Origin of the sequence: Sphingomonas sp. GC_Shp_5, from assembly GCF_026540855.1 — a bacterium.
GTDB lineage: Bacteria > Pseudomonadota > Alphaproteobacteria > Sphingomonadales > Sphingomonadaceae > Sphingomonas.
Map to the genome: position 1 here is coordinate 19173 of NZ_JALNUP010000010.1, position 19587 is coordinate 38759.

20 protein-coding genes are annotated in these 19587 nt (G+C 68.5%); 8 read left to right on the plus strand and 12 right to left on the minus strand.

Annotation, left to right across the window (positions count from 1 at the left end; genetic code table 11):
• Positions 1-19: 19 nt before the first annotated feature.
• Positions 20-682 carry a ligase-associated DNA damage response endonuclease PdeM gene (pdeM, locus tag OXR60_RS09655; RefSeq protein WP_267395673.1) on the plus strand — a complete coding sequence of 221 codons (663 nt, stop codon included), beginning with the start codon at positions 20-22 and terminating at the stop codon, positions 680-682.
• 30 nt (positions 683-712) lie between these two features.
• Here pdeM and msrA read toward each other — a convergent pair whose 3' ends face one another.
• The 4 genes from msrA to pabB all read right to left on the minus strand — a co-directional run bounded on the left by msrA (position 713) and on the right by pabB (position 4705).
• The gene (gene msrA / locus OXR60_RS09660; RefSeq protein WP_267395674.1) at positions 713-1372 is read right to left on the minus strand and encodes a peptide-methionine (S)-S-oxide reductase MsrA; all 660 of its coding nucleotides are present in this window, start codon (positions 1370-1372) and stop codon (positions 713-715) included.
• 39 nt (positions 1373-1411) lie between these two features.
• Positions 1412-1567 (minus strand): hypothetical protein, encoded by a 156-nt coding sequence (locus tag OXR60_RS09665; protein WP_267395675.1) that lies wholly within the window; start codon positions 1565-1567, stop codon positions 1412-1414.
• Positions 1568-1690: 123 nt separating this feature from the next.
• Positions 1691-2890, minus strand: a complete 1200-nt coding sequence (locus OXR60_RS09670) for a pyridoxal phosphate-dependent aminotransferase (protein ID WP_267395676.1) — start codon at positions 2888-2890, stop codon at positions 1691-1693.
• A 51-nt stretch (positions 2891-2941) separates the two neighbouring features.
• Entirely contained in the window at positions 2942-4705 is a 1764-nt protein-coding gene (pabB, locus tag OXR60_RS09675) for an aminodeoxychorismate synthase component I (protein WP_267395790.1), read from the minus strand.
• An 80-nt stretch (positions 4706-4785) separates the two neighbouring features.
• Between pabB and OXR60_RS09680 the strand changes: the two genes are divergently transcribed.
• The 6 genes from OXR60_RS09680 (at position 4786) to OXR60_RS09705 (ending at position 8719) form a co-directional block, all read left to right on the plus strand.
• A complete protein-coding gene (locus tag OXR60_RS09680) occupies positions 4786-5463 on the plus strand; it encodes an MBL fold metallo-hydrolase (RefSeq protein ID WP_276046498.1) in 678 nt (225 codons plus the stop codon).
• Between the two features lie 282 nt (positions 5464-5745).
• Positions 5746-5925 (plus strand): 50S ribosomal protein L32, encoded by a 180-nt coding sequence (rpmF, locus tag OXR60_RS09685; protein WP_267395677.1) that lies wholly within the window; start codon positions 5746-5748, stop codon positions 5923-5925.
• Between the two features lie 30 nt (positions 5926-5955).
• Entirely contained in the window at positions 5956-6984 is a 1029-nt protein-coding gene (gene plsX, locus OXR60_RS09690; protein ID WP_267395678.1) for a phosphate acyltransferase PlsX, read from the plus strand.
• Positions 6981-7949: a beta-ketoacyl-ACP synthase III gene (locus OXR60_RS09695; RefSeq protein WP_267395679.1), complete on the plus strand. Its 969-nt coding sequence runs from the start codon at positions 6981-6983 to the stop codon at positions 7947-7949. The genes plsX and OXR60_RS09695 overlap by 4 nt, the downstream gene beginning before the upstream one ends.
• A 115-nt stretch (positions 7950-8064) precedes the next feature.
• Positions 8065-8364, plus strand: coding sequence for an integration host factor subunit alpha (locus OXR60_RS09700; RefSeq protein WP_267395792.1), 300 nt, complete (start codon positions 8065-8067; stop codon positions 8362-8364).
• Positions 8365-8368: 4 nt separating this feature from the next.
• Positions 8369-8719 carry a MerR family transcriptional regulator gene (locus OXR60_RS09705; RefSeq protein WP_267395680.1) on the plus strand — a complete coding sequence of 117 codons (351 nt, stop codon included), beginning with the start codon at positions 8369-8371 and terminating at the stop codon, positions 8717-8719.
• A gap of 25 nt (positions 8720-8744) precedes the next feature.
• Here the strand turns inward: OXR60_RS09705 and OXR60_RS09710 are convergent, their stop codons facing one another.
• The 7 genes from OXR60_RS09710 to rpmI all read right to left on the minus strand — a co-directional run bounded on the left by OXR60_RS09710 (position 8745) and on the right by rpmI (position 16313).
• A complete protein-coding gene (locus OXR60_RS09710) occupies positions 8745-10271 on the minus strand; it encodes a peptide chain release factor 3 (protein ID WP_267395681.1) in 1527 nt (508 codons plus the stop codon).
• 291 nt (positions 10272-10562) lie between these two features.
• Positions 10563-11438: an aldose 1-epimerase family protein gene (locus tag OXR60_RS09715; RefSeq protein WP_267395682.1), complete on the minus strand. Its 876-nt coding sequence runs from the start codon at positions 11436-11438 to the stop codon at positions 10563-10565.
• A gap of 25 nt (positions 11439-11463) precedes the next feature.
• Positions 11464-13827, minus strand: coding sequence for a phenylalanine--tRNA ligase subunit beta (pheT, locus tag OXR60_RS09720; protein WP_267395683.1), 2364 nt, complete (start codon positions 13825-13827; stop codon positions 11464-11466).
• The gene (gene pheS / locus OXR60_RS09725) at positions 13824-14942 is read right to left on the minus strand and encodes a phenylalanine--tRNA ligase subunit alpha (RefSeq protein ID WP_267395684.1); all 1119 of its coding nucleotides are present in this window, start codon (positions 14940-14942) and stop codon (positions 13824-13826) included. The genes pheT and pheS overlap by 4 nt, the downstream gene beginning before the upstream one ends.
• Positions 14943-14999: 57 nt before the next feature.
• Complete coding sequence (locus OXR60_RS09730) at positions 15000-15620, minus strand: LysE family translocator (protein ID WP_267395685.1); 621 nt, start codon at positions 15618-15620, stop codon at positions 15000-15002.
• A gap of 111 nt (positions 15621-15731) precedes the next feature.
• On the minus strand, positions 15732-16097 hold the full coding sequence (gene rplT, locus OXR60_RS09735; RefSeq protein ID WP_267395686.1) for a 50S ribosomal protein L20: 366 nt from the start codon (positions 16095-16097) through the stop codon (positions 15732-15734).
• A gap of 12 nt (positions 16098-16109) precedes the next feature.
• Positions 16110-16313, minus strand: a complete 204-nt coding sequence (rpmI, locus tag OXR60_RS09740; protein WP_267395687.1) for a 50S ribosomal protein L35 — start codon at positions 16311-16313, stop codon at positions 16110-16112.
• Between the two features lie 167 nt (positions 16314-16480).
• On the opposite strand from rpmI, the gene OXR60_RS09745 reads away from it, so the two are divergent.
• Positions 16481-18613, plus strand: a complete 2133-nt coding sequence (locus tag OXR60_RS09745) for an AsmA family protein (RefSeq protein WP_267395688.1) — start codon at positions 16481-16483, stop codon at positions 18611-18613.
• Between the two features lie 109 nt (positions 18614-18722).
• Here OXR60_RS09745 and OXR60_RS09750 read toward each other — a convergent pair whose 3' ends face one another.
• Positions 18723-19568: an inositol monophosphatase family protein gene (locus tag OXR60_RS09750; RefSeq protein ID WP_267395689.1), complete on the minus strand. Its 846-nt coding sequence runs from the start codon at positions 19566-19568 to the stop codon at positions 18723-18725.
• Positions 19569-19587: the final 19 nt, after the last annotated feature.

Below are 19587 nucleotides of genomic sequence, written 5' to 3' on the forward strand. Positions count from 1 at the left end.
ACGGCGGCATGGCGGCGGCATGGTTCCCTTTTCGTTCGGCGGTCACGATCTGTATGCCCTGCCCCAGGGCGCGCTGTTCTGGCCGGCGCGACGGGCCTTGCTGGTCGCCGACCTCCATTTCGAAAAGGCGAGCTGGTTCGCGAGCCGCGGCCAGATGCTGCCGCCCTATGATTCGATCGCGACGCTGGCCGATCTCACCGCCTTGGTCGCCGCCACCGGCGCGACCGAAACCTGGTGCCTCGGCGACAGTTTTCATGACAGCGCCGGTTGCGAGCGGCTGCCGGCGCGCGCGCAGGAGATGCTGCGCGCGTTGACCGAGGCCACCCGCTGGACCTGGATCACCGGCAACCACGATCCCGCGATCCTCGACCGCTGCGGCGGCGAGGTGGTGGACGAGGCGGTGGTCGATGGGCTGGTGCTGCGCCACGAGGCGATGCCGGCGGAGACCCGGCCCGAGCTCTCCGGCCATTTCCACCCCAAGCTGCGGCTGCGGGTGCGCGGCAAATTGGTGTCGCGGCGCTGTTTCGTCGGCACCGGGACCAAGCTGATCCTGCCGGCATTCGGTTCGCTGACCGGGGGCCTCGATGTCGACCACCCCGAGATCGTCCGCGCCACCGGCCGCGGTGCCGAGGCGCTGGTGCCGGTGGAGCAGCGGCTGCTGCGGTTTCCGATCGCCGCCTGATCGGCCACCGCGCGCCGCGACGGCGGGTGGCTAGCGCGCGAGGGTCGGGAAGCCGGCCTTGAACGCCGCGACCTTGGGCTTGTCCCAATGGACGATATAGGGGTGGGTCGGGTTGCGGTCGAAGAACTGCTGGTGATACGCCTCGGCCGGGTAGAAGCCGCCCTGCTCGATGCGGGTGACGATCGGGCGCGGGAAGCTGTGCGCGGCGCCGAGCTGGGCGATATAGGCCTTGGCCACCGCCGCTTGGCGCGGATCCTGCGGGAAGATTGCCGAGCGATAGCTCGGGCCGCTGTCCGGCCCCTGGTGGTTCAGCGACGTCGGATCATGGGCGATCGAGAAATAGACGCGCAGCAGCGTCGCATAGCTCACCTGGCGTGGATCGAACGCGACCTTGATCGCCTCGGCATGGCCGGTGGTCTCGGTGGAGACCTGATCATAGGTTGCGGTGTCGCGGCTGCCGCCGGCATAGCCCGCGGTCACGGCGCGCACGCCCTTCACCCGCTCGAATACCGCCTCCATGCCCCAGAAGCAGCCGCCGGCGAACACCGCGGTCTGCACGCCGGGGGTCGCGGCCACGTCGGCGCGCGCGACCGGCAGCGGCACCGCGCGCTCGGCCTGCGCCGCGCCAAAGGAGGTGAACAGGGCGGCGCCGCCGACCAGGGCGGCGATCGCGAGGGGGAATTTGCTCATGACACCCATATGGGGATCACCCCTGCCCGGGCCAAGACGTCAGCGCGCGAGCGGCGCCGCCGTGACTGCGGCGGCGACCGGTGCGGCATGATGGCGGTCGAGCACGCCTGGGTGGCACGCCAGCAAGGCGATCGCGCCGACGGCGAACCCGCCGGCGAACTGTACCAGGAAGCTGGACTTGAGGAGGTTGACCATGATCGGGCCTTCGGATCTCGTTGGCGACTGACGAACGGCGGGGAGCCGGTATCATCCGTGCCCCTACCATGCTGCTAGTGACGTGTTGATGAACCCCGGCTGGGCGGGCCGTTCATCCCCGGCTTAGGTGAGCGCGGCGCAGGCCGCCTGGATGCGGGTGCAGGCCTCGCGGAGGATATCGTCCGAGGTCGCGTAGCTGATCCGGAACGCCGGCGAGAGGCCGAATGCCGCGCCCTGCACCACCGCGACCTTGGCGTCGTCGAGCAGATAGCCGACCATCGCCTCGTCGCTGTCGATCAGCTTGCCCGATGGCGTGGTCTTGCCGATCAGCTCAGGAAAGGACGGATAGACGTAGAAGGCGCCTTCGGGCGTCGGGCAGGTCATGCCGGGGATCGCGTTGAGCATCGACACGACGAGGTCGCGGCGGCCCTGGAAGGCGGCGTTGCGCTCGGCGAGGAACGACTGGTCGCCGTTGAGCGCCGCGGTCGCCGCCGCCTGCGCGATCGAGCAGGGGTTGGAGGTGGACTGCGACTGGAGCTTGGCCATCGCCTTGATCAGCCACGACGCGCCGGCGGCATAGCCGATCCGCCAGCCGGTCATCGCATAGGCCTTGGAGCAGCCGTTCACCGTCAGCGTGCGCTCGAAGAGCTCGGGCACGACCTGCGCGATCGTCGCGAACCGGAAGTCGCCGTAGACGATATGCTCGTACATGTCGTCGGCCATCACCCAGACGTGCGGGTGGCGCAGCAGCACCTCGCCCAGCGCCTTGAGCTCGGCCGCTGAATAAGCGGCGCCGGTGGGGTTGGACGGCGAATTGAGCACCAGCCACTTGGTGCGCGGGGTGATCGCCGCCTCGAGCTGCTCGGGCGTGATCTTATAGCCCTGGTCGGCGCCGGCAGCGACGAATACCGGCACGCCGCCGCAGAACTGGACGATATCGGGGTAGGACACCCAATAAGGCGCGGGCACGATCACCTCGTCGCCCGGCTCCACCGTCGCGACCAGCGCGTTGAACAGCGTGTGCTTGCCGCCAACGTTCACGCTGACCTGATCGGGCGTGTAGGTGAGGCCGTTGTCGCGCGCGAACTTGGCGACGATCGCCGCCTTCAGCTCGGGAATGCCATCGACATTGGTATATTTGGTCTTGCCGTCGCGGATCGCCTGGATCGCGGCGTCCTTGACGAAATCGGGGGTGTCGAAATCCGGCTCGCCGGCGCCGAGGCCGATCACGTCGACGCCCGCCCGCTTCAGTTCCAGCACGCGGCTCGTGATCGCGAGCGTGGGCGACGGGCTGATGCGCCCGAGGGCGGCGGAAGCGTGCATGGGAAAGAGCCTTAGCTGTGTAAGCGGGCGGGCCTATAGACCCGCCAGCGCTTATTCCGCAACTGCGAGACGCGCGGGAATCAACCCGCGCAACGCATTCCCGACGAAAAAGCTCCCGGCAAGGTCGGCGCGCGACAGCTCGCCCTCCCGCGCCCGGCCGGTCGCGAGCAGCTCGGCGCGAAGCACGCCCGGCAGCAGCCCATGCCGTAGCGGCGGCGTCACCAGCACGCCGTCCCGCTCGACGAACAGCGAGGTGAAGCTGCCTTCGGTGAGCCGGCCGTCATGCTCGAACACCACTTCGTCGGTGCCCGCCGCGCGCCGCGCCGCATCGTAGAAGCCGCGGTCGCTGGTCTTGTGGGCAAGGCGGAAGTCGCGCGGCGCAACCGGCAGCGGCACCACCGCGACCGCAAACGGCGCGACGGGGGCAGGCGGCGCCGGCGCCACCTCGATCGCAACCGCACCGCTCGCCGCCAGCAGCAGGCGGAGACGGCAGGGCCGGCGCAGGCGAAAGGTCGCGGCCTGAAGGTCGTTGCGCGCCGCGTGGCGATCGAAGGCAAAGCCCAGCGCCGCGGCGCTTGCCTTCATCCGCGCGAGGTGGCGCTCGAGCAACGGCAGGCCCTCGACAGGGTCGAACGCCATGGTCTCGATCAGGTCCAGCCGGCGCTGCCCGGCGGTGACGAACGCACCCTTGGCGACGCATTCGTGCCACTCGTCGTCGACCCGGCTGTCGGCGACCACCCCCGAGCCGAGCCCGAGGGTCGCATGCTGGTCATCGCCGCGGATCGCGAGGGTGCGGATCGCGACGTTGAACACCGCGCCGCCCGGACTGATCCGGCCGATCGCGCCGGTATAGGCGTCGCGAGCCGAGGTCTCGACCGCGGCGATCACCTCGGCGGCGCGCTGCTTCGGAGCGCCGGTGATCGAGCCGCAGGGGAACAGCGCCTCGAGCGCGTCGACCGCGTCGCGGCCGGGGCTAAGCGTCGCGGTGACGGTGGAGGTCAGCTGGTGGACGGTGGGATAGGTCTCGACGGTGAACAGCGCCGGCACCGCGACGCTGCCGGGGACGGCGATGCGCGCCAGATCGTTGCGCATCAGATCGACGATCATCAGATTTTCCGCCTGCTGCTTGGCGTCGTCGCGGAGCGCTGCCGCCTTGACGGCATCGGCATCCGGCGTGTCGCCGCGGGTGGCGGTGCCCTTCATCGGCCGGCAGGTCAGCTGGTCGCCGTCGAGCGCAAAGAACAGCTCGGGCGACAGCGACAGCAAGGTCGTCTCGCCGGTCGCCACCACCGCGCCATAGCCCGCCGCCGCCTCGCGCCGCAGCCGCGCATAGAGCGCCAGCGGATCGCCGAGGAAGGCGACCTCGGTGCGCATGGTCAGGTTGGCCTGGTAGATATCGCCGGCGCGGATCAGCTCGATCACCTGGGCAAAGGCGCGGTCGTATGCCTCGCGGTCGGCGATGCCGCGCGGCGGCAGCGCACGCGCGCCGGCCGGATCGGGCAGCAGCGCCGTCAGCGTGGCGGCATCGAGCAGCTGATAATCGTCGAACAGCCCGAACCACAGCAACGGCTCGCTGCTCGCAGCCGTGTCGATGGCGCGCGGCATCAGCGCCGAGCCGGCCTCATACGCGAGGTAGCCCGCTGCATGCAGGCCCGCCTGCTGGGCGGCGCGCAGCGCGGCGAGCGCGGGGCGGACCTGTTGCGGCGCATGCGCGGTGACGATGCGGATGGGATTGCGATACAGCCGCCCCGGCGCGGGGGAGCCATCGCCCGCGCCGCGGGCATCGTCCAACAATACGAACGGCGCGTTAAACATGCCCGACAGATGCACGCCGGTGACGCCGCGGCGCAAGCGGCGAGTTGCCCCCCGGCTACGCGCCGCCTATTCCCCAAGCCATGGACAATCCTCCCTTACGTGCCGCGCCCCCCTTGCGTGCCGCGATCGTGCCGGTGACCGCGATCCAGCAGAACTGCACGCTGATCTGGTGCACCGCGACGATGAAGGCGGCGGTGATCGATCCGGGCGGCGATCTGCCGCGGATCAAGGCCGCGATCGCCCAGGCCGGGGTCACGGTGGAGAAGATCCTCCTCACTCACGGCCATATCGATCATGCCGGCGAGGCCAAGCCACTCGCCGACGAGCTCGGCGTGCCGATCGAGGGACCCAACGAGGCGGATCGCTTCTGGCTGGCCCGGCTCGACGACGATGGCGCCGCCTATGGCATTCGTGGCGTGGTGTTCGAGCCCGACCGCTGGCTGGTGGAGGGCGACACGGTGACGGTCGGCGATCTGGTGCTCGATGTCTACGAGACTCCTGGCCACACCCAGGGCCATGTCATCTTCCATCACGCCCCCTCCAAGTTCGCGCAGGTCGGCGACGTGTTGTTCCAGGGATCGGTCGGGCGATCGGACCTGCCGGGCGGCAACCACCAGCAGCTGCTCAAGACCATCGTCGAGAAGCTGTGGCCGCTCGGTGACGACACCGCCTTCATTCCTGGCCATGGCCAGCCGAGCACGTTTGCGCACGAGCGGCGCAACAACATGTTCGTTAGCGATCGGGCGCTGGCAGAATAAACAGGGGCTCACCCTTCAGCCTACCGTCACCCCGGAGAAAGCTGGGTCTCTCGCCACGGCGAGACACGCTTGCGGTAAAAGATCCCAGCTTTCGCTGGGATGACGGGAGCCGCAGCGGCTCCGGCAAGCTTGCAACCCACCGAGAAATCGCTATAGGCCCCCGCTTCGCGATGCGCCCGGCGGTTAAGCCGCGCCCCGCGCAATCGGCTCCATGCCGGTTGCCGTGGCGTCCCTCCGGGCCTATCGGATCTTTCAGATTCGCTTCAAGAACAAGGTGCCGAAATGGCCGTCCCTAAGAGAAAAACTTCGCCCTCCAAGCGCGGCATGCGTCGTGGCCATGATTCGCTCACCGTGGCGTCGTTCCAGGAATGCCCGAACTGCGGCGAGCTGAAGCGTCCGCATAACCTGTGCAACGCCTGTGGCCATTACAACGGCCGCGAGATCGTCTCGGCCGAGGGCTGATCCCTCTAATTACTGGATAAGCGCTGAGCCATGTCCGACAATTCCTGGATCGCCGTCGATGCGATGGGCGGCGATGAAGGGCTTGCGGTCATGCTCGCGGGCGTCGCGCGTGCGCGCCGGCGCCACGAGGGCATGCGCTTCCTGCTGGTCGGCGACGAATCGGCGATCGCCGAGGAGCTGAAAAGCCACCCGAACCTCAGCCAGCACAGCGAGATCGTCCACGCCCCCGAGACCGTCGGCTCGAGCGACAAGCCGAGCCAGGCGATCCGCCGCGCCAAGACGACCTCGATGGGCATTGCCATCGATCTGGTGAAGAAGGGCCGCGCCGGCGCCGCCGTGTCGGCAGGCAACACCGGCGCGCTGATGGCGATGGCCAAGCTCGCGCTGCGCACGCTGCCCGGGATCGACCGGCCGGCGCTCGCCGCGCCGTTGCCGACGCTCGGCGACAATGACGTGATCATGCTCGATCTCGGTGCCAACACCGAGTGCGACGCGCGCAACCTCGTCCAGTTCGCGGTGATGGGCGCCGCTTATGCGCGCACCATCCTTGATCTCGATTCGCCCAGGGTCGCGCTGCTCAACATCGGCAGCGAGGATCAGAAGGGGACCGACGAGATCCGCGACGCCGCGGCGGTGCTGCGCGGCGCGACGCATCTGCCGCTGAGCTTCACCGGCTTTGTCGAGGGCAACCAGCTCGCGCGCGGCGACCATGACGTGATCGTCTGCGATGGCTTTGCCGGTAACATCGCGCTCAAGACCGCCGAGGGCACCGCACGCTTCGTCGGCGACCTGCTCAAGCGCGCCTTCACCAGCTCGGTGCGCTCCAAAGTCGGTTTCCTGATCTCGCGCCCGGCGACCCAGCTGTTGCGCGATCACCTCGACCCCAACAACCACAACGGCGCCGTCTTCCTCGGCCTCAAGGGCATCGTCGTGAAGAGTCACGGCAGCGCCAACGAGCTCGGCGTCGCCACCGCGATCGGCAATGCCGCCAAGATGGTGCGCGCCGATCTCACCCGCCGGATCGCGGACGATCTCGGCAATTTCGAGAAAGCCGCATGATCCGATCGGTCGTCCTCGGCACGGGGTCGGCACTGCCCACCCGCCGCGTTTCCAACGCCGATCTGGCGGCGACGCTCGACACCAGCGACGAATGGATCGTCGAGCGCACCGGGATCCGCTTCCGCCACATCGCCGGCGACGGCGAGACCACCGCGACACTGGCGCGTGACGCCGCGACCCGCGCGCTGGAGGCCGCCGGGATCGCGGCGACCGAGATCGACCTGATCGTGCTCGCCACCGCGACGCCGGACCAGACCTTCCCCGCCACCGCCACCAAGGTGCAGGCGATGCTCGGCATCGACGACTGCGTCGCGTTCGACGTCGCCGCGGTTTGCTCAGGGTTCCTCTATGCGGTGCAGGTGGCTGATGCGATGCTGCGCAGCGGCGTCCAGCGCCGCGCGCTGGTGATCGGCGCCGAGACCTTCAGCCGCATCCTCGACTGGGAAGACCGCACCACTGCGGTCCTGTTCGGCGACGGCGCCGGCGCGATCGTGCTCGAGGCGCAGGACAGCGCCGACGAGGGCGGCCGCGGCATCCTCGCCACCAAGCTCCACGCCGACGGCCGCCATAACGAGCTACTCTATGTCGACGGCGGGCCGTCGACCACCGGCACCGTCGGCAAGCTGCGCATGAAGGGCCGCGAGGTGTTTCGCCACGCCGTGGTCAATCTCGCCGCGGTGATGGGCGAGTCGCTCGCGATCGCCGGCCTGGCGACCAGCGACGTCGACTGGGTGGTGCCGCACCAGGCCAACGCCCGGATCCTCGATGCGACCAGCCGCAAGCTCGGGCTGCCGGCCGACAAGGTGGTGATGACGGTGGACCGTCACGCCAACACCTCCGCCGCCTCGGTACCGCTGGCGCTCGACGCGGCGGTGCGCGACGGGCGGATCCGGCAGGGGCAGATCGTGGTGCTGGAGGCGATGGGCGGCGGCTTTACCTGGGGCGCCGCAGTGGTTCGCTTCTGACGGGCTATACCGTAGTATTAACGTAAAGCAAGAAAAGCCGTTTTCAGTCCCGCTGACCACTGTATAAAGCATTGCAGGAGTTGGCTTTGATCAAGGGAGTGGGAATAACATGCTGATGACCACAACGGGCACGCTGACGCGCGCGGACCTTGCCGAATCACTGCACAGGCAGGTGGGGCTTTCCCGCGCCGACTCGGCGACGATCGTCGAACAGATCCTCGGCGAGATGTGCGGTGCGCTGTCCCGCGGCGAGAACGTCAAGATCTCCGGCTTCGGCACCTTCGTGCTGCGCGACAAGGGCGAGCGGGTCGGCCGCAATCCCAAGACCGGGGTCGAAGTGCCGATCGCGCCGCGCCGCGTGCTTACCTTCCGGGCCAGCCAGATGATGCGTGAACGCATCGTCGACGCCGGCTGAGCCTATGGCGACGTCCCCCAAGGCGAGCGGGGCGTTCAGAACGATCGGCGAGGTGTCGGACGAGACCGGCCTGCCGCAACATATCCTGCGCTATTGGGAAACGCGCTTTCCCCAGCTGAAACCGCTGACCCGCGCCGGCAACCGCCGCTACTATCGCCCCGACGACGTCGCCCTGGTGCGGCGGATCGATGCCCTGCTCAATCATCAGGGCTATACCGTCAGGGGCGTCCAGCAGCTGCTGGCGCAGGCCGATCCCCCCCTGCCCGCTGCTCGCCACGGCGCCGGCGACGCGATCCCGGCACTGCGGGCGATCCGCGATCTGCTCGCCACGGCGCTCACCGAGGATCGCGGCTGATCCCGTCATGTTACGGTGCCCTACCTTACCGCTCGCGAGTGGCGGCAAACTTCACCTTGGCATAGCGATCGGCGATATAGCCGACCTCCCAGGCGCTCTTGGCGAGAAATACCGGGTTGCCGTCGCGATCCTTGGCCATCGCCGAGCGGTTGAGATCCATGAACGCCTTGAGATCGGCGGGGTCTGCGGCCGATACCCAGCGCGCGGTGTCGAACGGCGCCGGCTCCAGCCCGGCCGCCACCTTATATTCCGCGTCCAATCGGCTGAGCAGCACCTCGAGCTGGAGCTGGCCAACGACGCCGATGATCCAGTTGGAGCCGATCTCGGGGTAGAACACCTGGGTGACCCCCTCCTCGGCCATGTCGTCGAGCGCCTTGCGCAGCTGCTTGGTCTTGGTCGGGTCCTTGAGCTGGACGCGGCGCAGGATCTCGGGCGCGAAATTGGGCAGGCCGGTGAAGCGGACGTCGGCGCGCTCGGACAGCGTGTCGCCGACCCGCAGCGTGCCATGGTTGGGGATGCCGATGATGTCGCCGGGGAAGGCCTCGTCGGCGACTTCGCGGTTCTGCGCGAAGAACAGGATCGGCGAATGCACCGCAATCGGCTTGCCCGACCCCGAGGGCGTGAGCTTCATGCCCCGCTTGAAGGTACCCGAGCATAGCCGCATGAAGGCGATGCGATCGCGGTGATTGGGGTCCATGTTGGCCTGGACCTTGAACACGAAGCCGGTCACCTCGTCATTGTCCGGCGACACCGGCGCGGGCTCGGCCGGCTGGGCGCGCGGCGGCGGGGCATAATCGGCGAGCGCGCCGATCAGCTCGGCGACGCCGAAATCCTTGAGCGCCGAGCCGAAATAGACCGGGGTGAGATCGCCGTGGCGGTAGGCCTCGGCGTCGAAGGCGGCATAGCCGGCCTGGGCGAGTTCGATCTCCTCGGCCCAGCGCTCCGACAGCACCGGCGCCGTTTCAGTCTTGCCGAGGAAGGCGCGGCTGTCGCCCTCGGGGCGACTGATGGTGTTGGTGACGAGATCGAGCACGCCCTCGAACTCGCCGCCCATCCCCACCGGCCAGCTCATCGGCGCCACGTCGAGCGCGAGCATGTCGGCGATCTCGTCGAGCAATTCGAAGATCGGCCGGCCCTCGCGATCGACCTTGTTGACGAAGGTGATGATCGGCACCGAGCGCAGCCGGCAGACCTCGAACAATTTGCGCGTCTGCGGCTCGATGCCCTTGGCGGCATCGATCACCATCACCGCCGAATCGACCGCGGTCAGCGTGCGATAGGTGTCTTCGGAGAAGTCTTCGTGGCCCGGGGTATCGAGCAGGTTGAAGGTGATGCCGTTGCGCTCGAAGGTCATCACCGACGACGTCACCGAGATGCCGCGCTGCTGCTCGATCTTCATCCAGTCGGAGCGCGCGCGGCGGTTGGCGCCGCGCGCCTTGACCTCGCCGGCGAGATGGATCGCGCCGCCGAAATAGAGCAGCTTCTCGGTCAGCGTCGTCTTACCGGCGTCCGGGTGGGAAATGATCGCGAAGGTGCGGCGGGGGGAGGTCACAGGCGGAAATCTCGGGCTGAGGCGCGATGGGGGCGCGTGGCAGACAAGGGAAACGGGAATGGCAGCAGCCGCCCGCCATCGTTTACCGCGGGACGGCACGGTGGGCGACCGGTAGCAAGGATCATCGCGCCCTTTGCCAGATGTGGTCGGTCTAGGACAGGGGCAAGATCCGGCCCCCGCGACAACGACCTCCGTCACCCCAGCGCAAGCTGGGGTCTTCCGCGGCTCCTGTCCCCCCGCCCCAAGGAGATCCCAGCTTTCGCTGGGATGACGGATTGAAGCGGATGACGATCAGCGCCTGAGCGTGACGCTCATCGTGATCTCCTTGGCTTCACCGGCCGCTATCTCGAACACGCCGGGCTTATCGTGGAAGTCGCCGGTGAAGTCATGGGGATCGGCGATACCGTGCCACGGCTCGACGCAGACGAAATGCGCGTCGGGCTTGGTCCAGATGCCGAGCCGCGGGGTATCGGGAAAGGCGATCGCGAGCGATGGCCCCGCGCTGGCGCCATAGCTCAGCGCCTGCGAGTGGATCGGATCCCACACCAGTGCGTCGGGCATGAACAGTTCGTCGCGCAGCACCATCTCGCGGCCATCGACCGGCGATGGCGCCTCGGTCGCGGCGATGGTGCCGTCGGAGGCGATCTGCTTGACCGCGCCTGGCTCGTCGGCGGCAAAGACGATGCGGTGATCGGCGCGATCATGGCCATAAGGCAGCGGCCAGGCGAAGGCCGGGTGGAAGCCGAACTGCGCAGGCAGCGCGGTCTCTCCCGGGTTGGCGATCCGTACCGCGAGCGTCAGGGTCGCCGCCTCGAGCCGGAACGCGATCTCGAGCCGGAAGGCAAAGGGGTAGAAGCGGCGGGTGTGCTCGCTGTCGGCGAGCGCGAACACCACATGGCTGTCGCCCTGCTCGACCATGGTGAACGCCAGATCGCGCGCAAAGCCATGCTTGGGCATGGGATATTCCTGGCCGTCGAGCCGGATTACGCCCCCGTTGGTGACGCCGATCACCGGGAACAGCACGGGCGCGTGCTTGGGCCAGAAGGCGGGATCGGCATCGGTCATCAACTCGGCGCCGTCGGCGTCGTGCAGATGGGTGAGCTCGGCGCCATGCGGGTTGATCGCGGCGGCAAGCTCCGGCGTGCGGATCCAGATCAGGTGGGTCATCGGTTCATGCTCCTGTTGGTCGGGATCAGCCGCGCAAGGTGGCGCCCTGCTTGGCCGCGGCGGCGACCACCTTGTCGGCGATCGCCTTGAGGCCATCGTCGGTGAAGCTCTTGTCGGCGGGCTGCAGCACCACCTCCACCGCTACCGACTTCATGCCCTCGTCCACCCCGGCGCCGGTGAAGACGTCGAACACCCGCGCCGAGACGATCGCGACCTTGTCGGCGCCGCGGACGGCGCGGATCAGCGCGTCCGCCGACAGCGCGGCGGGCACCAGGAAGGCGAAGTCGCGGCGCACCGCCTGCAGCGCCGGTGGCGCGAACGCCGGGCGCATGAAGCCGGCGGCGCGCTTGGCGGGCAGCGCATCGAGATACAGCTCCACCGCCGCGACGGCGCCGTCGAGATCGAACGCCTTGAGCAGGCTCGGATGGAGCATGCCGAACCGGGCAAGGATGGTCTTGGGGCCGAGCCGCAGCGTCCCCGACTGGCCGGGGTGCCAGGCCTCTCCCGCCTCGCCCATCACCTGGAGGTTGTCGACCGGCGCGCCCGCTGCGGCGAGCAGCGCCAGCGCCTCGGCCTTGGCGTCATAGGCGTCGAACGCGGCGGCCTTGCCTTCGCGCCAGCCGCGCCCGCGGCGGTCGCCGGCGAGCACCACGCCGAGCGTCGGCCGCTCGGCGTCGGCGAGGTAGCGGCGGCCGATCTCGAACAGTCGGACGCTGCCGGCACCGCGCTTGATGTTGCGCTCGGCGGCGGCGAGCAACCCGGGAAGCAGCGACGGCCGCATCACCTTGAGGTCTTCGCTGATCGGGTTGGCGAGCGTCCAGGCGCCGCCGCCGAACGCGTCGGCCTGGTCCTGCGGCAGGAAGCTCCAGGTCACCGCTTCGTCGAGCCCGCGCGCGGCCGCCGCGCGGCGAACGCGGCGCTCGAGCTTCTGCTCGGGCGTCGCGGTCGGCGTGGCGACGCCGGGCACGCGCGGCAGCGGCACGGGGGCGACCTTGTCGATCCCCTCGATGCGGATCACCTCCTCGACCAGATCGGCGGCACCCTCGACGTCGCGGCGCCAGCTCGGCACGGTGACCTGCCAATCGGCGTCGACCGTGAAGCCGAGCGCTTCGAGTATGGCCCGCTGGCGGTCGGCGGCGACCGCGAGCCCGCCCAGCGTCTCCGCCTTGGCGGGATCATAGCCGATCACCCGCGGCGCGAGCGGCGGCTGGCCGGCGCGGGTGACCGCCGAGGGCGTGCCGCCGCACAGATCGATCACCAGCCCGGTCGCGATCGCCAGCCCCTCGTCGAGGAACGCGGGATCGACGCCGCGCTCGAAGCGCTGGCGAGCATCGCTGGTGAGCAGCAGTTTCTGCCCGGTGCGGGCGATATGGGCGGGATCGAAGAAGGCGCATTCGATCAGCACGTCGACTGTCTCGGCGGTAACGCTCGAATGCTCGCCGCCCATGATGCCGCCGATGTCGTGGACCGCCGCGTCGTCGGCGATCACCGTCATCGTCGGGTCGAGCGTGTAGGTCTTGCCGTTGAGCGCGAGGACCTGCTCGCCATCGGTTGCCAGCCGCGCGACCAGGCCACCGCTGAGCTTGGCGCGATCATAGACGTGGAGCGGCCGGCCGAGATCGATCGAGACGTAATTGGTAATATCGACGAGTGCCGAGATCGGCTTCTGCCCGATCGCGAGCAGGCGGCGGCGCATCCAGGCGGGAGCCTCGCCGTTGACGACGCCCGACACGCCCTGCGCGTAGAAGGCGGGGCAGCCGGCGGGATCGTCGGTGCGGACATCGGGCCCGGCGCCCTCGCCCTCGATCATCGGCACGGCGAGCGGCTTCAGCGTGCCGAGCCCCGCCGCGGCGAGATCGCGGGCGATGCCGCGCACGCCCATGCAATCCTGGCGATTGGGGGTGATGCTGACGTCGATCACCGCGTCGTTAAGCCCGGCATAGTCGGGATAAGGCGTGCCGACCGGGGCATCGGCGGGAAGCTCGATGATTCCGTCATGATCGTCGCCGAGCTCGAGCTCGCGGGTCGAGCACATCATGCCGTTGGATTCGACGCCGCGGATCGCCGCAACCTTGAGCGTGACATCGAGCCCGGGGACATAGGCGCCCGGCGCCCCGAACACGCCGACCAGGCCGGCGCGCGCATTGGGCGCGCCGCAGACGACCTGCAGCGGGCCGTCGCCGGCGTCGATCGAGAGCACCTGAAGCTTGTCGGCCTGCGGGTGACGCTCGGCGCTCAGCACCCTGGCGACGCGGAACGCGCTCAGCGCCGCCCCCGGATTATGGACGCCCTCCACCTCCAGGCCGATGCGGGTGAGGCCGAGCACGATCTCGTCGAGCGTGGCGTGGGTGTCGAGGTGCTGCTGAAGCCAGCTGAGGGTGAATTTCATGCGCCGACTCCTCCCGACAGCGTGGGTACGTCGAGGCTCGAGAAGCCGTAATGCTTGAGCCAGCGGCTATCGCCATCGAAGAAGGCGCGCAGATCGTCCATGCCGTATTTGAGCATCGCCAGCCGGTCGATCCCGCACCCGAAGGCAAAGCCCTGCCACTCGTCGGGATCGTAGCCGCCGGCGATCAGCACCTCGCGGTGGACCATGCCGCTGCCCAGCACTTCCATCCAGCCGCCGTCGGCATCGTCGCCGCTGCCGCCGATCACGCGCTTGCCCTTGACCAGCGTATAGCCGACGTCGACCTCGGCCGACGGCTCAGTGAAGGGGAAATAGCTCGGGCGCAGGCGAAGCGTGATGTCGTCGCGCTCGAAGAACGCCTTGAGGAAGGTCTCCAGCGTCCATTTGAGATGGCCCAAGGTGATGCCCTTGTCGATCACCAGCCCCTCGACCTGATGGAACATCGGCGTGTGGGTGGCGTCGCTGTCCGACCGATAGGTGCGGCCGGGCGCGATGATGCGGATCGGCTGGTTGCCGCCCGCGGCCTTCATCGTCCGGATCTGGACCGGCGAGGTATGGGTACGCAGCACCATCTTGGCCGGCGTTGCGCCGGCGAAACCCGCCGCATCGCTCGCGACATAGAAGGTGTCGTGCATCGCCCGCGCTGGGTGCGTCTCGGGAATGTTGAGCGCGGTGAAATTGTGCCAGTCATCCTCGATCTCGGGCCCGGTGGCGACCGCGAAGCCAAGGTCGGCGAAGATCTCGGCGAGCTCGTCCATCACCTGGCTGACCGGGTGGATGGTGCCGGCTATCGGCGTCTCTGCGGGCAGCGTCATGTCCAGCGTCTCGGTGGCGAGGCGGGCATCGAGCGCGGCGCGCTCCAGCGTCGTCTTGGCGGCGGCGATCGCGGCGGTCACCGCCTCGCGCACGCCCTGGATGCGCGGTCCTTCGATCTGCCGCGCGTCGGGATCCATCTTGCCGAGCGTTTTCAGCAATTGGGTGACGCTTCCCTGCTTGCCCAGCGCCTCCACCCGCACCGCCTCCAGCGCATCAAGGCTCACCGCAGCATCGATTCCGGCGATGAGGTCGGCGCGGAGTTGGTCTAGATCGGTGGTCATGGTCTGTCCGTTCTGTGTACGCGAAGGCTCGAACCGCAGTCGCGGCCCCGGGTCAAGTCAAACCCGGCTGCCGAGCAGCACGCCGCCAAAGCCGATGAAGACGATTCCGGTGCCGCGGTTGAACGCGCGCTGGCGATCGGCCGGCGCCAGCCACCGCGCGAGGCTGCGGCCGCCGAACGCATAGACCGCATACCAGAAGCCCTCGATCACGACGAAGCTCGCCACCAGGATTGCGAGCTGCGTCCAGAACGGCCGGCTGGCATCGAGGAACTGCGGGAACAGCGCCGCGGCGAAGATGATCAGCTTGGGGTTTGACATGCCGGTGCCGAACCCCGCCGCGTAGAGCGCGGGGGCGGCATGGCGGGTATGCGGATCGACCGCGACGTCGCCGCCGACCGGCGCGCGCCACGCCTTGATGCCGAGCCAGATCAGATAGGCAGCGCCGGCATAGCGCAGCAGGTCGAACACCCGCGGCGATGCCTTGAGCAGCGCGCCGAGCCCGGCCGCGGAGGCGACCAGGCAGATCAGCACCGCGCTCATCAGCCCCGCCATTGACGCGAGCGCACGGCGCGGGCCGTGGTGGATGCTCTGGATCATGACGTGGAGCATGTTCGGCCCTGGAATCGCCGAGATCAGGAAGACGGCGGTGACGTAGAGCCACCAGGTGTTGATCGCCATGGCTGGTCCTTTGGTGCTGCGTCACGCCAGCACCAGCCGGGTGACGAGACGGAAAAGGGCGCCGGTGTTGCCACCGACGCCCCTTTGCAAACCGTACGCTACAGGTCGCTGTCAGGCGGCCTGGGGCAGAGCCGCCTTCGCCTGCGCGATGATCGCGCTAAACGCTGCACCCTCGTGCATCGCGATGTCGGCCAGGACCTTGCGGTCGAGATCGACGCCGGCGAGCTTGAGGCCGTGCATGAACTGCGAATAGGTCAGGCCCTCGGCGCGGACGCCGGCGTTGATGCGCTGGATCCACAGGCCGCGGAAGGTCCGCTTCTTAACCTTGCGATCACGATACGCATATTGACCGGCCTTTTCGACGGCCTGGCGGGCGATGCGGATGGTGTTCTTGCGGCGGCCATAATAGCCTTTTGCCTGTTCAAGAATCTTCTTGTGCTTGGCGCGGGTGGTTACACCCCGTTTGACGCGTGCCATGTCCTGGTCTCCTTATCTAAGGCCGTACGGCGCCCAAGCCTTCACCGTCGCGGTGTCGGCCTTCGACAGCACCTTGGTGCCGCGATTCTGGCGGATGTACTTGCCGTTGTGGTGGAGCAGGCGGTGGCGCTTGCCGGCGACGCCGTGCTTCAGCAGACCGGTGGCGGTGAACTTGAAGCGTTTCTTGACGCCGCTTTTCGTCTTCAGCTTGGGCATTTTGGTCCTTTCGGTTGATCAGCGGATGCAACGAACCGCCGCGGCAGCCCACACTGGCCGGGCGATTCTCTCCACGCATACGCTGGGGAAGCGGGGCGCATAGCTCGCGGCCCGAGCAATTGCAACCGATGCGGAACCGGAACGAGGTACGAAGCGATTCCGCCTGCATGGATACACCGGCCCCTCCGTCGGCAGACGCCGCACCCGCCTCCCCCGTGCCGCGCCGGCGGATGGCGCGGCCGTGGCGGATCGCGCGCAACGTGGTGCTCGGCCTCATCGCCCTCGTCGCCGCGATCTGGCTGATCCTGTTCATCACCAAGGGCCGCTTCCTCAAACACCCGTTCGAGCGCTTCGTCGGCGGCCAGACCCACCGCCCGGTGCGGATCGACGGCGATTTCCAGCTCTATTTCGCGCCGCTCAAGATCAAGCTGCTCGCCGAGCGGATGACGATCGCCAACCCTGCCTGGGCAACCAAGCCCTATCTGTTCCAGGCCGACAAGCTCGACACCATGATCGCCCCGCTGTCGCTGCTGTTCGGCAAGCGCCGGCTCTACTGGCTCGACCTCGAGAAGGGTGCGGTCGATCTCGAATGGAATGCGGCACACACCACCAACAGCTGGACCTTTAGCGAGGCCAAGGGCGGCAAGCCGCTCGATTTCCCACGGATCGACATTGCCACCGTGCGCGGCACCACCGTCCGCTACAAGGACCCGCGGATGCGGCTGCTCGCCGACCTCGCCATCGAGGATATCCGCTCCACCAACGCGAGGATCGGCAAGGCGGTGGGCGTCAGCGGCACCGGCATGATCCGCGACACGCCGTTTCGCGTCACCGCGCAGCTGCTCGCGCCCGACGCCACCGTCAACCGCGGCCGCAACGAGCTCACCCTGCGTGCCTGGGCCGCGCATAACGTGATCGACGTCGCCGGCACCCTGCCCTCGATCGCCGACATCGAGAACGTGCCGCTGCAGACTCGCGCGCAGGGGCGCAATCTTTCCGAGCTGCTCGGCATCATCGGCGTCGCCTTGCCCAATACCCGTACCTACCGGCTCCATGCGCAGCTGGTGAAGAACGGCGACGCCTATCGCTTCACCCACCTCGCCGGCACCTTCGGCAACAGCGACGTCGCCGGGCAGCTCACCATCACCAACGGCGAGCGGCTCAAGCTCGATTCGACGATCGCCACCAAAAGCCTCGACATCATCGATGCCGCGCCGTTCCTCGGCTACAACCCGGATATCGTCGCGGCCAAGGGCACGGTGGCCGCCGCCGCCGCGACCGGTGCCGCGCCGCAGCGGCTGTTCCCCGACGCGGCGCTGCCGATCGAGACCATGCGGCGCTTCGATGCCGATCTCAAATGGACCATCGGCGTCGTCAAGTCGCGCAACGTGCCGGTCTCCAACGTCGATCTCACCCTGGCGCTCGACCATGGCCGGCTGGCGCTGTCGCCGCTGACCTGGGCGATGGCGCGCGGCAACGTCTCGTCCGACTTCATCTTCGACACTCGCCAGCGGCCGAGCGCCGACAGCTACGACATCCGGCTGTCGCCGACCCCGATGGGCCGCCTGCTCGCCGGCTATGGCGTCGCCGAAGCGGGCACGACGGGCACGATCAAGGGCCGCATCCAGCTCGCCGGGCGCGGCGACACCATCCATGATTCGCTCAGCACTGCACACGGCAGGATCGCGTTCGTGATGCCGCACGGGCAGTTGTGGACCCGCAACGTCCAGCTCGCCGAGCTCGACCTCGGCACCTTCGTCCAGAAGATGTTCGAGGATAAGCTCAAGAAGCCCGTCGAGGTGAATTGCGGTCTGGTCGGCTTCACTGTCCGCAACGGCGTCGCCGCGGCGGACCCGATCCTGATCGACACCACCAAGAACGTGATCGTCGGCCGTGGCGGGTTCAGCTTCAAAACCGAGGCGGTCGACCTCGCCTTCCGCGCCGACGGCAAGAAGTTCAGCCTGTTCTCCGGCCAGTCGCCGGTCGGCGTGCAGGGCTATTTCTCACAGCCCAAGCTCAATGTGCTGAGCGGGGCCTTGCTCGGTCGCGCCGGTGCCGGGCTCGGCCTCGCGCTGGTGGCGACGCCGGTGGCGGGGATCCTCGCCTTTGTCGACATCGGCGATGCCAAGTCGGCGGCGTGCGGCCCGGTGCTGGCCGGCGCGAGCGCGAGCGCGCAGCGCACCACCAAGGGCAAGCCGCGCGACGACGTCGGCCATGGCACCACCGCGACCGCGGAGGATGGCAAGAAATCGGCGGGTGAGCGCAAGAGCCAGAAGAAGAAGTTCCTCGGGATCTTCTGACGAGGAAGCTTGTCCTAGTCGTCACCCCAGCGAAGGCTGGGGTCTTGTGCGGTCTGGCCGGTCGATGGCGCGGTCGCTGGAGACCCCAGCTTGCGCTGGGGTAACGGGTTCAAGCGTGGTCGTGTCCGTTGCCATGATCGTGCCCGTGATCATGCTCGCCGGCGACGCCGTGGAGCGCCTCCAGCACGTCGTCGGTCCGCGCCGGGTCGCCGATCGCGAGGACGTGGCCGGTGCTGGTCGCGGTGAGCGGATCGCCGTTCCAGTCGCACATCCGCCCGCCCGCGCCCTCCACCACCGGTACCAGCGCGGCATAATCGTAGAGCTGCAGCCCGGATTCGGCGACCACGTCCAGATAGCCGCTCGCGAGCAGCCCGTAATTGTAGCAGTCGCCGCCATAGACCGGCCCCTGGCGCGCGTGGCCGCCTGAGGCGGCGGCGACCAGCGCAAGATAGTGCGGCACGTCGCCATCGCCGAACAGGTGCGGGCTGGTGGTCGCGACCACCGCGCCCTCGAGCGCCGCGCACGTCCGCGTGCGGGTGGGCGCACCGTTGAACAGCGTCGGCCGCCCGGCGACGCCAAGCCAGCGTTCGCGCTGCACCGGCTGGTCGATAATCCCGAGCACCGGCCAGCCATCCTCGACCAGCGCGATCAGCGTACCGAAGATCGCCCGGCCGACGGTGAAGCTGCGCGTGCCGTCGATCGGATCGAGCACCCATTGGCGGCCGGTGACGCCATCCTTGACGCCATATTCCTCGCCGATCACGCCATCGCCCGAGCGCTCGGCATCGAGCAGCCGGCGCATCGCCGCTTCGGCCTCGCGATCGGCGAGCGTCACCGGCGATTTGTCCGCCTTCAGCTCGACGCCGTGCGGCTGGCGGAAATAGGGCCGGATGACGGCGCCGGCGGCGTCGGCAAGGCGGAGGGCGAGATCGATGTCGGCGCGGGTGACGGGCATGGCAACGTGCCTATCGCGT